Below are 13,791 nucleotides of genomic sequence, written 5' to 3' on the forward strand. Positions count from 1 at the left end.
ACCAGATACGCCGCCAACCTTCAAACCGCCCAAACACCAGATTCAGTCATAGCTCTTTTTAAGAGTTCGGTTAATATTGGTGTCGCTCCCAGGACTTAACATTGCGTTAACAGCGGTGCCATCTCAACAAATTCTTCATAAATTCGTTTAGAAAACCTTGCAGATTGGGCGTGTTTCCGCTTGAACCAGCGCGCAAGGCCCTCAGACCAAAAAGGCACAACGCTCATGACCACTTGGATTACCGTTTGCGACACCTGCAAGCACGACGACTGGAATGCGGAAACGCAGCCACAGACAGACGGTGAACTTCTCGCCGAAGCCGTCGAAAAAGCGGCCATTGGTGCCGAAGGCATCAAAACCCGTCGCGTGTCATGCTTGATGGGCTGCTCACACAGCTGCAACATCGCAATCCAAGCACCGGGCAAATTGGCCTACACGCTTGGTAAATTCGACAGCTCAGAAGAATCTGCGATGGGCATCGTTGAATACGCGAGCAAACACGCAGCCTCAGAGACTGGCCAAGTCCCGTTTCGCGAATGGCCTAAAGCCATCAAAGGGCACTTCATCACACGCCACCCCCCTGTGCCTGATAACGAATGAGCAACGCTCCGCGCGATCACGGTGGCGGGCTTGATGGCGCGGCCATGCTCTATGGCGGTGCGCGCAATGATTGGATTGACCTCTCTACCGGGATCAATCCTGTGCCTTACCCGATCGGTGAATTTACCCAAAATGATTGGACAGCGCTTCCTGACGCTGCCGCGTTTAACGCTTTAACACAAGCGGCGCGCAGCTTTTGGAATGTTCCTGATGGCGCTGCAATTCTACCTGCTCCGGGCGCGTCAGCCCTGATTGCTCGCATCCCAGCGCTCGCCACAGCTGCGCGCGTCGATATTCCTAAACCGACCTACAACGAGCACGCCGCCGCGTTTCAAGCGCAAGGTTGGACCCTTTCGCAAGACAACCCGAGCGCGCGCGTTTTGGTACACCCGAACAACCCTGATGGCCGCTTTTGGTCAGACAGCGATGCAAGTGCGCCGCTCACCGTCCTTGACGAGAGCTTTTGTGACATCGCGCCAGACGCGAGCCTCATTCATCTCGCGGAACGTGACGGCGTGATCGTTCTCAAGAGCTTTGGCAAATTCTGGGGACTCGCGGGGCTTCGACTTGGTTTCGCGATTGGTGATCCGACTCTCATTGCGCGCCTCAATGATTTCATCGGTCCTTGGGCCATCAGCGGGCCTGCTTTACGCACGGGTGCGCTGGCTCTGAACGACCATACTTGGGCAGATCAAACCCGCGCGCGCCTCGGCGCTGATGCAGCGCGGCTTGATGTTTTGATGCGCACGCATGGGGCAGATGTCGTCGGTGGCACCTCTTTGTTTCGCCTCTACGACGTAGGCGATGCTGCTGCATGGCGAGCCAAACTCGCGCGCGCACACATCTGGTCACGTGTTTTTCCCTACTCCGACAAGTGGCTCCGCCTTGGCCTGCCTGCACCTGATCAATGGGCCCGCTTTAGCGCCGCACTTTCAGCGAAATGACCACCGCGGGCGTTCTCTTATGTGCGCTTGTCTTAGATGCGCTTTTGGGCGAGCCTCGTTGGCTATGGTCGCGCGCGCCGCATCCAGCTGTCTTGATGGGCAACCTGATTAGTTGGTGCGATAAACGGTTTAATTCTGACGGTTTGCTGCGTCTCAAAGGGTCGCTGGTGATGCTCTCGCTTGGTGTTTTTGCCATTCTTTTGGGAGCCCTCATTTCAAAATTCGGATGGGCGCTTGAAATCATCATCGTCGCTATCCTCATCGCGCAGAAATCGCTGGTTGAACATGTCGCCGCTGTCGCCACCGCCTTGCGCCAATCGACCGAAAATGGTCGTGCATCTGTTGCCATGATCGTTGGGCGCGACACGGCAGATATGGACGATCCCGCCATCGCGCGCAGTGCTATTGAAAGCGCGGCAGAGAACCTCTCCGACGGAGTAATCGCCCCCGCGTTCTGGTTCTTGATCGGTGGGTTACCACTCCTCTTGCTCTATAAAATCACCAACACCGCTGACAGCATGATCGGCTACCGCACCCCGCGCCATGAAGCGTTCGGTTGGGCCGCTGCACGCTTTGATGATCTGTTAAACTTGATCCCTGCGCGCCTGACGGCGCTGTTGATCGCTTTGCCCTATGGCTTGCTCTCAAAGCTCCCCGAAATCCGCAAAGAGGCGCTAAAACACCGCTCGCCGAATGCAGGCTGGCCCGAGGCGGCAATGGCCCGCGCGTTGGGTGTCGCCGTTTCTGGCCCGCGCAGCTACGAGGGCGCACTGCGCGACTTTCCGTTCGTCAACGAGACCGGCCGCAAAAGCCTGAGCGCAAATGACATTGAGGCTGCCTGCCGTGCGCTCTGGGTCACATGGGGTGTTTTTGCAGCTTTGGTGTTTGCGCTCTGGCTGTTCAGTTTCTAAGCTGCGTTCAACCTATTCAAAGGACTTTCATTAACATGTTTTCACGCTTTTCTACAGTTGCGCTGGTCGCACTTCTGGCTGCGTCTCCTGCTCTGGCTCAATCCTGTGGCGGTGCGTTTGGCAGTTTCGTCAACGGTCTCAAGACCGAAGCCGTCCAACGCGGTCATGATCGTGCTTCGGTTGATCGCTTTTTCGCCAGCGTGCGACAAGACCCTGCCGTACTCAAAGCAGATCGCGCACAAGGCGTGTTTCAGATGCCATTCGTGGATTTCTCACGCCGTTTGATCAGCCAAGGCCGGATCAACAAAGGCCGTGCCATGGGACAGCAATTCAATTCGGTGTTCAGTCGGATCGAGCGGGACTACGGAATTTCGCGCGGCGTGCTTTTGGCCTTTTGGGCGTTCGAGACCGACTATGGCGCGGTACAGGGCAACTTCAACACAGCAAATGCTTTGATCACATTGGCACATGATTGCCGTCGTCCAGAGCTCTTTCGACCACAAATTTTCGCGGCGCTAGAACTGTTCGAGAAGGGCAACTTCGATCCAGCCCGCACGACAGGCGCATGGGCCGGAGAGATCGGGATGGTCCAAATGCTTCCAGCGGATATCCTCGAGAACGGTATGGACGGTGATGGCGACGGGCGCGTGTCACTGAAAACCTCTGCGCCAGATGCGCTTGTTTCGGGCGGTAAAATGCTTAGCGCGCTCGGGTGGCGCAAGGGTGAGCCGTGGTTACAGGAAGTCACAATACCAAACGATTTTGATTGGTCTAAGACAGGGCTCAACCATTCAGCAGATGCAGCCGAATGGCAAAAGTTGGGTGTGCGTGCACGCGGTGGTAAATTAACCGGTGGCTTGAGCAGTTCGATCATCATACCGCAAGGACGCAAAGGGCCTGCGTTCATCGCATATCCGAATTTTCGCGTTTATTTTGAATGGAACCAGAGTTTTACCTATGTGCTTACGGCTGCGTATTTCGCCAATCGTCTTGAGGGCGCGCAGGTCTATAACGCAGGTACGCCAGATGTCGGCCTAAGCGGCGCACAGATGAAAAGCTTGCAGCAAAAACTGGCTGCGCGTGGCTATAACGTGGGTAAGATTGACGGGATTTTAGGTGCCAATACACGCGCTGCCGTGCAGGATGTGCAAAAGAAAATGGGGCTGCCTGCGGACGCTTGGCCAACGCCAGCATTGCTCAACAAGCTCTAGCTTCATCTTGCTAAATAAACTCTCGTCCCCTTCTTGGAGGGGACGAAACAGCCTTAGTTCACCGTTTTAAGCTCAACATTCTTCGCAGCACCAAACGCCGTCGCTTTGTCGCCTGCGTCGTCTTCGAACAAACTGCCCTCTTTAACGCCGGGCAGTTTCGCAAACTCTTCCATCAGTTTTTTGGGGAACAGATGGCTACCGATATTTTCAAAGCCCTCTAATTGAGATAGCAAGTTAGACGTGGACATCGTACATTGCGAAGACCCGACCGGCCCTAAAGTACGTGCAAGTGCAAAGGCTTTCTCAGCAACTTCGGGCGAAACGACGATTTCTTGCGTTACAACATGGAAAGTCTCGCGGGCGTGCGCGCCTTTATAGGTCTGATAAACCTCAGGGTTCACACCATAGATCACGTCATTACGCTCAGGGATTTGCGAATGCGCAAAGGAACCGGCAGGATCCCAGATCACGCGTTGCGACGCGTTGATCATCAAGGATGTATGCGCCCCCCCGCCGGAGCGGTTAGAAATCATTGTCATAAGGGTCAAAGTTGAGGGACCAGGTTCGCGATACGCCATGCGCGCGACCATTTCATCGGGGGCCCAGACCTGTTTGCCAGCACAGCCCATCAAGGCCAATGGCAATAAGATGCAAATCAGAAACTTACGCATAACAACCGCCCCCCAGCGAACAAAAGCGCGCGTCTGTCAAAGCGCGCCTTCGTAGAAATCAGCCGTTAACGAGAGCAGCGAAAATCAAAATGCCGATAGAGGCAACAGCGCCCCATGTGACGTACTTTAGAAAGCCGTCAAACGTCTTTTCCTGCACAGATGTGTCCATGCTACCGTGTTTATGTTCAGCCATTGTTATGCTCCTGCTAAAAGGTTTGGCGCTGGTTAGCCGATTCCGATGCGCCTGTCACCTAGGACGAAGTCGCGCACCCTTAAATTCTGTGTAAAATTACGTCGTATCGTTGGCGAGCTTGAAACCGATGCGATTTGGTTCCTCTGCCTCTACCTCTTTTGGCAAAACGCGCAGCATCACATTCAACTGGCTTACATGCTGAACAAGCTGTGTCTTGCCACCCGCAGGATCAGAGCCGTAAAATGTCACGATATCTGGATCGAAAAAGCCCATCCCTTCGATCTTGAGCACACCAGCATCGCCGCCCGTAAAGCCCATCGCGACTTCGTGCTCGTTGTCGAGCTGCTCTTCAAAGTTCTGGATATAGAGGATCAAGCGCTCATAGGCCCACTCTGCTGGGCTTTTCGCTTTGGCAGGTTTTCCCTTGAGCCCATCTGTGCGCTCATCTCGGCACTTGCCACCATCCGTATGCTTTTCAAAGCGGCGCGGCATCGCATCGGCTTCGGCCACTTCTGCAGCGGTTTTGATTTGATCGTTCATGTCACTCTCCCCAAGACATCGCCGCTTAGGTTTTGCGACGATAGACCCATGCACCGTCTTCACGTTTTTCACGCGTCGCGCGGCCTTCCAGCCAAAGGTGCTGCACATGGGCGATAGATTCAACCAGCGCGAGGCCATATTCCGCAGGCCCAATCTTGCGTTTGAACAAAACAGAGAAACATTCACCCGCCGTGCAAGGCGTTTCCAGATGCGCTTCGAGTCGTGTCAGCGCAGAGTGATGGTTGTCGATCAATTGGCGCATACGGATCGGCAAACCCGTAAACGGCAGCTTATGCCCGCCCAAAACAAGGTGATCAGCCCGCGCAAAGCTGTTCAATCGCTCACACGCCTCAAGCCAGTCACCGACCGGATCGGCGTCGGGTTCCGTCGCATAAACACCAATATTGGAGCTGATCGAAGACAGTATTTGATCCCCTGCGATCACCAGATTGTCATCGCGCGACCACAGCGTTGCGTGCTCAGGCGCATGTCCATTGCCCATATGCACATCCCAGTCGCGCCCACCGACGCGAATCGTATCGCCCTGTTTGATACGTCGATAGCCAAGCGGCATGGGTGCCACGACATCTGAGAAATTGAACGGGCGCTCACTTGCGCGCTGTTTGATGATCTCTTCGTCCATGCCCGCGCTACGCCAAAAGGCAACGGTTTCCGAGGTTGCGACTTCTTGCGTATCAAGCTGTAGCATACGCCCCATCAACCAAGCCGTACGCGTCGTCCAAAGCTCTGCGCCATGCTCGGACTGGAACCATCCTGCAAGACCAATGTGATCAGGATGATGATGCGTAACGATCACACGTGAAATCGGCTTGCCCTGCAACGGGCCGTCCATGATCTCCGCCCAAATCCCGCGGGTTTTGCGGCTGTCGAACCCTGTGTCCACAATCGTCCAACTGTCGCCCTCATCAAGCGCGTAGACGTTCACGTGATCGAGCTTCATTGGCAAAGGTAGACGCATCCAAAGCACGCCCTCTGCAACTTCTATTGCTTCGGAACCACTTGGCGGTGTTTCCCAAGGGTAGCGCAATGCGAGCGTTTGTTCGTTCATAATCCTGCCAATTCATCAACGCTGAGCGCATAGAGGTCTTTGTCGCCGACCTGTGCTTCTGCGAGCAGACTGATATGTTCGGGCAGTAGCCGCGACATATAGATGTTGGCGAGCTTGGTGCGTGGGCCGATGCCCTTTTCCGCGCTGGCCGCTTTCAGGTGCGCATAACCGCCAATCACGCGCGCAAAGGCTGTCAAATAGGCATGTGCTCCGGCGAAACGCGCGTTCAACTCGCTTTGCTCAAGCATCCATTCCGTGGCTTCGCGCAAGGCCTCAACCGCTTCCCACAAAGGTGAACCAAGTGTCGGGCATGCCTCTCGCGCGCTTTCAGTGAACTCTGCAATTTCATCAAGCAGGGCAAACGCCGCTTCGCCACCGTCCATGAGTTTACGCGCGACAAGGTCCATTCCTTGGATACCATTGGTGCCCTCGTAGATCGCCGTCACGCGCACATCGCGGTAGAACTGCGCAGCACCAGTTTCTTCGATGAAACCCATGCCACCGTGCACCTGAACGCCCATTTCAGCGACGCGCATGCCTGTTTCTGTGCCGAATGCTTTTGCGATAGGCGTCAGGAATGCAGCGCGCGCGCCCCAAGCGTCTTCTGCCGTCGCTTTTTGCAGATCAATCGCAACGGCGCACATCAAGGCAATAGAACGTGCGGCAAAAACATCCGCCTTCATGACAGACAGCATACGACGCACATCCGCATGATCTATGATTGTGCCGCGCCCGACTTCGGACAGGCTGCGCCCTTGTTTACGCTCAGACGCGTAGGTCATCGCCTGTTGCATGGCCGCCTCGGCAATGCCGATCCCCTGCCCGCCGACACCAAGGCGCGCATTGTTCATCATGGTGAACATCGCGCGCATACCGCCGCCCGCTTCACCGACAAGCCAACCCTTTGCGCCCTCATATTGCATCACAGCAGTCGGACTTCCGTGCAGGCCGAGCTTGTGCTCAAGACTGACAACTTTCAGAGTATTACCAACGCCGATCTTGCCTTGCTCATTCGGGATAAACTTGGGCACCAGAAACAGGCTGATGCCCTTTGTTCCAGCAGCGCCATCGGGCAATCGCGCAAGGACCAAATGGCAAATGTTGTCGGCAACATCGTGATCACCCCATGTGATGTAGATCTTTTGCCCAGACACGCTGTAAGTGCCATCGCCGTTTGGCTCTGCCTTGGAGGTCAAAGCACCCACATCACTACCCGCCTGTGGTTCTGTCAGGTTCATCGTGCCTGTCCATTCGCCGGAAATCAGCTTGGGGAGGTAGAGCTCTTTTATCGCGTCCGAGGCGTGATGTTCCAACGCTTCAATCTGGCCTTGCGACATGAGCGGCGCAAGTTGCAGCGACAAACATGCACCCGACATCATCTCGTTGACTGCTGTCGTCATGGTCATTGGCAGACCCATGCCACCATGCTCAGGACTTGCAGACATCCCGACCCAACCGCCCTCAGCGATGGCTTTGTAGCCTTCGGCAAACCCGGGCGATGTGCGCACAACACCGTTTTCAAGACTTGCAGGTGTGAGATCGCCTGCGCGATTGAGGGGCGCGATTTTTTCCTCGCATAAATGCGCGGCCTCACCAAGGATGGCCGCCGTCATATCTGCCCCTGCATCCTCAAAGCGAGGATGCGCCGTAACGGCATCAAACCCGACCACGTGATCGAACAAAAACTGATATTCAGCGAGAGGAGCACGATAGGACATTTAGGCCAACTTTCTTCTTATCAATTTACAAGCGCGTGCATGAAACGTATGCCAGCGCAGGCTTGAGCGAGTTTACAAATCACGCTGCAAGGCCCGCAATCGAAACGCAACGTCAAAGCAAGGAACGCACATCGTGACTGAGCGGCTTACGCCCACTTCTGCTCATATGCAACGCGCCGCCGATCTTTTGGCAAACGGTGCGCTGGTCGCGTTCCCAACTGAAACGGTCTACGGATTGGGTGCAGATGCGCGCAACGGACGCGCGGTGGCAGAGATTTATGCGGCTAAAGGGCGGCCAAGTTTCAACCCATTGATCGTGCATGTCCCCAGCAGTGAGGCCGCGCAATCCTATGGCGTTTGGAGCGAGACTGCGCAGCGTTTTGCAGATGCGTTCTGGCCCGGTCCATTGTCGATGGTGCTGCCATTGCGCCGCGATGCCGGCCTGAGCGAGCTTGTCACCGCTGGTCTCGAGAGCGTCGCAATTCGCGTTCCTGCTGGCGATTTAGCGCAAGAGTTGTTGCAACGTTTCAATGGACCAGTCGCCGCCCCATCTGCGAACCCGTCTGGGCGCATCAGCCCTACCACGGCCGCGCATGTTCTTGCCGGGTTGGATGGCAAGATCGGTGCAGTCTTGGATGGTGGCGCGTGTTCCGTCGGACTAGAATCGAGCATCATCGGTTTGACGGGTGAACCCACCTTGCTGCGCGCAGGCGGCGTGCCGCGCGAAGCGATCGAAGAGGTCTTGGGCGCGTCTTTGCGCATGGCTGTCGAAGGCGAGATCACTGCCCCTGGTCAAATCGCATCACATTACGCACCGAACGCGCGTGTGCGGTTGAATGCAATTGCTTGGGAAGTAGGTGAAAAGACACTCGGGTTTGGCCCGATGGCGTGTGATTTGAACCTCTCGGAAACTGGCGATCTTGTAGAGGCGGCAGCTAATCTGTTCGGACATTTGCATAGGCTCGACGCAATGGATGGCATAGGAATCGCTGTCGCGCCTATCCCGCGGTTGGGGCTAGGTGCAGCGATCAATGATCGTCTGCAGCGCGCTGCAGCACCGCGTTAAGACGCAAACAATCGCTCCGCGAAAGTACCTTGCAAGTAGGTGATCCGACCGGCGCTGATCGTGGCTGCAATGCGACCTGTGGCACTCTCTTCCACCAAAATATCCGCGCGCTTGCCTGTATCCAAGGTGCCGCGATCATCCAGCCCCAGAATACGCGCGGGGCCTTCCGACAAAAGCGCCCAACCACTCGCAAAGCAGCATGCGTTCTGCTCAACCAATTTAGCGATCGACTGACGTAAAGCGGGATAATGATAATCCGAAGCCAACGCGTCGCACAGTCCATCGCGGATCAAATCAACGGCAGAGACATTGCCAGCATGGCTGCCGCCACGCATCACGTTTGGCGCACCAAGGATGATTGACCCGCCCGTGTCGCGCGCCGCTTGCGCGGCGTCTTGCGTTTCTGGAAACTCGGAAATTTGCGCACCCATCGCGTGGAACTCCGCGCGCTCGGCAGCAGTGTGATCATCATGACTGCCAATCAGGCGACCTTGCGCGATCAATTGCGCAGCGAACGCGGCTAGGGCCGCTGGCACATCATCGCGCCGATCATGTAAACCCTTCATCATGGCGAGATGCGCTTCAGGACTACGACCGCTTTTCAAGGCCGTCCCTGTCAAACGAGGTGGTTTGCGACCTTCATCCAAACGCTTGTGCGGGATGTGATCGTTGAAGACCACGTAACCGATGTTATGCTCAGCGATAAGCGCCAGCATGTCAGTGTAGTCGTCCATCATATGTGTTTCGATGCGCAATTGTGGACGCATATCGGTGAGGTGTTCATCGCGCGTTACGCTCAATGCATTCAGGAACTTGCGGGCAAATTCGGGCGAGCGTAGTCCCCCTTCCCAGCTGTAAAATTGCGCCATGATAGCCGTCGTGATGCCATTGCTCGCCAAGTCCGCCTCAGCCGATGCAATCCCAGCGCGCATATCTGTCATTGCACCGCGACGGGGGGCCAAATGGCGTTCAAATCCGTCGCCATGGATGTCCACGATACCCGGCAAAATGCGAAATCCACGTGCGTCGATCCGACGTTTGCGCGGCTCATCCGACACATGACCCTCGCTAATTGAGAGCGTGCCCTGCTCCAGCACACCGCCGCGCAGCACGTCGCCGCCCACTAGCGTAAATTCAAAGGTTTTCATCGCTATCTGCCAATTCCTGAATGGCCGTCGACACCACGTCGCGCCAATCCAGATCAGGATCAAACGCACCGTTTTCAAGAAAGAGAACTGTCTCTCCGATCACGCGGAAATTGTTCATCATAAAAGTGTGGGTCACAGGCAGGGTCATATGCGCATTCATACCCTTTAGCTTCGTCGATTCAACCGAGACTTTGCCATCGTCCGGCCCTTCCAACATTGCCGAAAAGAACGGATTTAGCGATTGATTGCCCGCGATGATACCAAGCTCGAAATCCGCGGGCGGAAGACGCTGAGGCAAGCTATCCTGACCCGTGCCAAGCTGCATGCCCGCAGGGCCATTGAACCAGCCAAAGGATTCAAAATCACCAAGCACGTCGACGACTTCACTGCCTTTGTTAGGCGGCGCAAGCATGACAACGCGGCCCAAGTTTTCTGGATGCCCGTCTTTGAGCCACTCGCGCAGCAAAATGCCACCCATCGAGTGCGTGACGAAATGCACCGTTTGATCACCGCATTGCGCGACCGCCTCTGGCAATGTGATATCCACCAACACTTGCACGCGTGCTTTGGTCGAGGGGTATCCGGGGCGCACCACGTCAAAGCCACGTTCGCGCAGCACTTCTTCCATGATCGCAAAAGAGGATTCCGTACGCGCTAGGCCGTACAACAGGACGACGCAATCCGCAGCAGCGGAGATCGGGCAAAGCGCAAAGGCAAGAGCATATCTGAACATGCGCTATAGATAGGAGCTTTGGCGGTTTGGCAAAAGGGGTTTGTCACAATGCGCGACCTTGCGCCTGCCCGTAGATCGTCAGCCCAACACCGCAAAGCACCAGCCCCGTCGCCAGAACGAAGCGCAGCGAGAGCAGCTCACCTAACAAAAGCGCCCCTCCAAGAGCCGCGATAACTGGCACCGTCAACTGTGCGACAGCCGCAGTGGGCATGCTGAGCGAAGGCAGAACTTTGTACCAAAGCGCGTATCCCATCCCCGATGTCACAGCGCCAGAAAGCATCGCAAGCAAAACGCCCCGCGTGCTAATCGTGTCGGGCAGAATGAACCAAGCGATGATCCCAACAGGTGCCGCCAAAACAAAAGCCAGCGTCGTCGCGCCCAAAGGATCCGAGCTGCGCGCACCTGCCATCGTGTAAAGCGTCCAACCCAGTGCAGACAGAACCATCAAAGCACTGCCAAACGGATCAATGTCTGAGGCCTGATCGGGCCAAAGCAGGTAGCACAACCCACCAAAGGCGAGGCTTGCGCCGAGCCAACTAAACAGGCCAATTTTCTGCCCTCTCATCAGCGTGATAGAAAAGGCGATAACTTGCACACCACCAAACAGGATGAGCGCCCCAGCGCCTGTTGGCAAAGTGATGTAAGCATATGAAAACGCAATCGCATAAAGCGTCAATGTGCCCGCGCTCCAGAACGAATGAGAGGTTATTTTTGGCCAAGCTTGCGTGCGCAGCGTGACCAGAAGCGCAAGCAAAACCGCCCCCGAGAAGAGCCGAACAGCCGCATAGCTCGCAGGTCCTGTATCCCCCGGCGAGAGGGCTAGGCGATTAAGGATCGAGTTGAACGCAAAGGCCGTCATGGTCAGCGCGACCAACCCGAAAAGTTTCATACCAGTGACACTCCAACGGCCAATAGTGCCGAGATAAACAAGACTTTCAACAAGCCCACATGCAGGCGCAAAAGCAAGATCGCTGCGATGAGACTGAGCACCAATGCGCGCCAATCAAGGCTCGCCACGTCAGGCAACCAGCCAAAGCGTGCACGATCAACCTGCGCAAATATGACATTCATCGCAAACCAAATCGAGAGGTTGGCAATCACACCTACGACAGCCGCCGTGATCGCGCTTAACGCGCCGTTCAAACGCGGTTGCGCCGACATCCAAGCGATGTAGGGCGCACCCGCGAAGATCCATAAGAAACACGGCACGAACGTCACCCAAAGGGTAACGAGCGCTGCAAGAACCGCCAAGCTTGCACCACCTGCGTTATAGCCTGCAAGAAAGCCTACGAACTCCGTCACAAGGATCAATGGACCCGGCGTAGTTTCCGCGAGACCCAATCCGTCGATCATGTCCGCAGCGCTGATCCAACCAAGGTTTTGCACCACTTCCTGCCCCATGAAGGCAAGCACAGCATAAGCGCCACCAAAGGTCACAGTGGCGAGTTTGGAAAAGAACAGCGCGAGTTGGAACAAGAAGTCATGGCCAATAACGAAGCCAAGCGTGAGAATTGGAAGCCACCAGATCGCGAGCCAAATCGCGATTGTAAGGAGCGTTTGCATCATTGGAACACTTGGCGTCGCAACATGCGCAGCCGCTGGCGTAGTTAGATACCCGATGAGTGCTGCAACCCCAATCAAAGCGGGAAATGGCAACGCAAAGACAAAGATTGCAATGAAACTCGCGATAGCAAGCGCCCAGTGAAGCGGCAGTTTAAACGCGCGTTTAGCAACTTTGATCAAAGCCTCCAGCACGATGGCAAGGACCGCAGCCTTCACGCCCAAGAACAGCGTTTGCACAATCGGCACGTCGCCATAGCTGACGTAGATTGCACCAAGCGCGAGGATCACAAGCGCCCCCGGCACCACGAACAAAAGCCCGGCGATCAAACCGCCAAGTGTGCCGCGCAACCGCCAACCAGAGTATGTCGCCAGTTGCATCGCCTCTGGACCCGGTAAGAGCATGCAAAATGACAGTCCCGACAGAAACTCCTGCTCACTCAGCCATTTGCGACCTTCGACCAGTTCTTTGTGCATCAACGCGATTTGAGCGGCTGGCCCCCCAAAGGAAAGACATCCGATCTTGCCGAATGTGACAAACAATTCTCGTAAAGAGGTCATCGCGTGCCTCCATGCGCATCCCACTCGTGAGTTTCGCCCTGAGCATCGCGCGCCCAGCGATAAAGCGCATCATAGAGCGGCATCGCTGCCGCAAGTTGCTCAAGATCATCGCGATACATGCGAGAAAGTCCCAGCGAAATTGCCAACAAGCCCGCAGCTTCTGGCTCTAAAGCATTTGGCGTCCCATCCGCTGCACGGATCACGTTCGCCATTGCCGCCAAAGCAGGTGTCGAAATATCGAAGTGCGCAAGGAGCGCGTCGAAACTGCAAAGGCCGTCGCTATGGCTTAGCTCTGCACCCTCTACATCAAACGGGATCGCGTCGAATTTTTCGGCAACCGCTAAAACTTCGCTGGGCGCTACGAACAAAAAGCGCGCATCAGGATCGATAAAACGTCGGATGAGCCATGGACAAGCGATGCGATCAATCTTGGGCCTGTGTCGCGTCACCCATAGCCCACCGCGCTTGGGCAAAGAAGTCGCGCGTATCAACGGCCCACCCACATCGCGCCATGCAACGATTCCACCGTCCAACGCTTCAGCATCCACCCCGTGCGAGCGCAGCAAGGCCATCGCGCCTTGGGAAAGTTTTTTGCCCTTGTGACAAATGATCCCCACTTTGCGATCTCGCAAAGCAGGCACCAGCGTTTCTATCGTGCGGAATGGATGGCGAAACGAGGTAGGGATTAATCGAGGATCTTCTGCAAAATCCTCATCGATACAAATATCAATCAGAACGGGTGCATTTGGCGTTCCGATTAAGCGCAGTAACTGCGCAGAAGTCAGTGTGTTTGGAGCGGTCATGTCGCGTCCTCCCATGTTGGGGGTTAACTAGGACGCGAAACTTGGGCCGAAGCCTCACGGGGC

At 55.8% G+C, this 13,791-nt stretch carries 15 protein-coding genes; 5 read left to right on the top strand and 10 right to left on the bottom strand.

What is annotated here, in order from left to right; genetic code table 11:
* Nucleotides 1–225: 225 nt before the first annotated feature.
* Genes PFRI_RS11445 through PFRI_RS11460 form a run of 4 tightly spaced genes read left to right on the top strand, consistent with a single transcriptional unit; the run spans nucleotide 226 to nucleotide 3,666 of the window.
* On the top strand, nucleotides 226–600 hold the full coding sequence (locus PFRI_RS11445) for a DUF1636 family protein (protein ID WP_072630843.1): 375 nt from the start codon (nucleotides 226–228) through the stop codon (nucleotides 598–600).
* The gene (locus PFRI_RS11450; protein ID WP_072630844.1) at nucleotides 597–1,544 is read left to right on the top strand and encodes a threonine-phosphate decarboxylase; all 948 of its coding nucleotides are present in this window, start codon (nucleotides 597–599) and stop codon (nucleotides 1,542–1,544) included. Before PFRI_RS11445 ends, PFRI_RS11450 begins: the two co-directional genes overlap by 4 nt.
* The gene (gene cbiB / locus PFRI_RS11455; RefSeq protein WP_072630845.1) at nucleotides 1,541–2,455 is read left to right on the top strand and encodes an adenosylcobinamide-phosphate synthase CbiB; all 915 of its coding nucleotides are present in this window, start codon (nucleotides 1,541–1,543) and stop codon (nucleotides 2,453–2,455) included. The genes PFRI_RS11450 and cbiB overlap by 4 nt, the downstream gene beginning before the upstream one ends.
* Before the next feature lie 35 nt (nucleotides 2,456–2,490).
* Nucleotides 2,491–3,666: a lytic murein transglycosylase gene (locus PFRI_RS11460; RefSeq protein ID WP_072630846.1), complete on the top strand. Its 1,176-nt coding sequence runs from the start codon at nucleotides 2,491–2,493 to the stop codon at nucleotides 3,664–3,666.
* 53 nt (nucleotides 3,667–3,719) lie between these two features.
* Here PFRI_RS11460 and PFRI_RS11465 read toward each other — a convergent pair whose 3' ends face one another.
* From PFRI_RS11465 to PFRI_RS11485, 5 genes are all read right to left on the bottom strand, one after another.
* Nucleotides 3,720–4,337 (bottom strand): hypothetical protein, encoded by a 618-nt coding sequence (locus PFRI_RS11465; RefSeq protein ID WP_111445378.1) that lies wholly within the window; start codon nucleotides 4,335–4,337, stop codon nucleotides 3,720–3,722.
* A gap of 58 nt (nucleotides 4,338–4,395) precedes the next feature.
* Nucleotides 4,396–4,530 carry an aa3-type cytochrome c oxidase subunit IV gene (locus PFRI_RS11470; protein WP_072630847.1) on the bottom strand — a complete coding sequence of 45 codons (135 nt, stop codon included), beginning with the start codon at nucleotides 4,528–4,530 and terminating at the stop codon, nucleotides 4,396–4,398.
* Between the two features lie 96 nt (nucleotides 4,531–4,626).
* Entirely contained in the window at nucleotides 4,627–5,070 is a 444-nt protein-coding gene (locus PFRI_RS11475) for a DUF6173 family protein (protein WP_072630848.1), read from the bottom strand.
* 25 nt (nucleotides 5,071–5,095) lie between these two features.
* Complete coding sequence (locus PFRI_RS11480) at nucleotides 5,096–6,139, bottom strand: MBL fold metallo-hydrolase (protein ID WP_072630849.1); 1,044 nt, start codon at nucleotides 6,137–6,139, stop codon at nucleotides 5,096–5,098.
* Nucleotides 6,136–7,857: an acyl-CoA dehydrogenase gene (locus PFRI_RS11485; RefSeq protein WP_072630850.1), complete on the bottom strand. Its 1,722-nt coding sequence runs from the start codon at nucleotides 7,855–7,857 to the stop codon at nucleotides 6,136–6,138. Before PFRI_RS11485 ends, PFRI_RS11480 begins: the two co-directional genes overlap by 4 nt.
* A gap of 133 nt (nucleotides 7,858–7,990) precedes the next feature.
* On the opposite strand from PFRI_RS11485, the gene PFRI_RS11490 reads away from it, so the two are divergent.
* On the top strand, nucleotides 7,991–8,923 hold the full coding sequence (locus PFRI_RS11490) for an L-threonylcarbamoyladenylate synthase (RefSeq protein WP_072630851.1): 933 nt from the start codon (nucleotides 7,991–7,993) through the stop codon (nucleotides 8,921–8,923).
* Here the strand turns inward: PFRI_RS11490 and PFRI_RS11495 are convergent.
* From PFRI_RS11495 to PFRI_RS11515, 5 genes are read right to left on the bottom strand one after another with little or no spacing between them, the layout of a single operon-like run.
* On the bottom strand, nucleotides 8,920–10,071 hold the full coding sequence (locus PFRI_RS11495) for an alpha-D-ribose 1-methylphosphonate 5-triphosphate diphosphatase (protein WP_072630852.1): 1,152 nt from the start codon (nucleotides 10,069–10,071) through the stop codon (nucleotides 8,920–8,922). The two genes, PFRI_RS11490 and PFRI_RS11495, sit on opposite strands and share 4 nt — an antisense overlap.
* On the bottom strand, nucleotides 10,058–10,804 hold the full coding sequence (locus PFRI_RS11500) for an esterase/lipase family protein (protein WP_072630853.1): 747 nt from the start codon (nucleotides 10,802–10,804) through the stop codon (nucleotides 10,058–10,060). Before PFRI_RS11500 ends, PFRI_RS11495 begins: the two co-directional genes overlap by 14 nt.
* Nucleotides 10,805–10,847: 43 nt before the next feature.
* On the bottom strand, nucleotides 10,848–11,693 hold the full coding sequence (locus PFRI_RS11505) for a DMT family transporter (RefSeq protein WP_072630854.1): 846 nt from the start codon (nucleotides 11,691–11,693) through the stop codon (nucleotides 10,848–10,850).
* Nucleotides 11,690–12,925, bottom strand: a complete 1,236-nt coding sequence (gene chrA, locus PFRI_RS11510; protein WP_072630855.1) for a chromate efflux transporter — start codon at nucleotides 12,923–12,925, stop codon at nucleotides 11,690–11,692. Before chrA ends, PFRI_RS11505 begins: the two co-directional genes overlap by 4 nt.
* On the bottom strand, nucleotides 12,922–13,728 hold the full coding sequence (locus PFRI_RS11515; RefSeq protein WP_072630856.1) for a chromate resistance protein ChrB domain-containing protein: 807 nt from the start codon (nucleotides 13,726–13,728) through the stop codon (nucleotides 12,922–12,924). The genes chrA and PFRI_RS11515 overlap by 4 nt, the downstream gene beginning before the upstream one ends.
* Nucleotides 13,729–13,791 lie beyond the last annotated feature (63 nt).

Source organism: Planktotalea frisia (assembly GCF_001890925.1).
Classification (GTDB): domain Bacteria; phylum Pseudomonadota; class Alphaproteobacteria; order Rhodobacterales; family Rhodobacteraceae; genus Planktotalea; species Planktotalea frisia.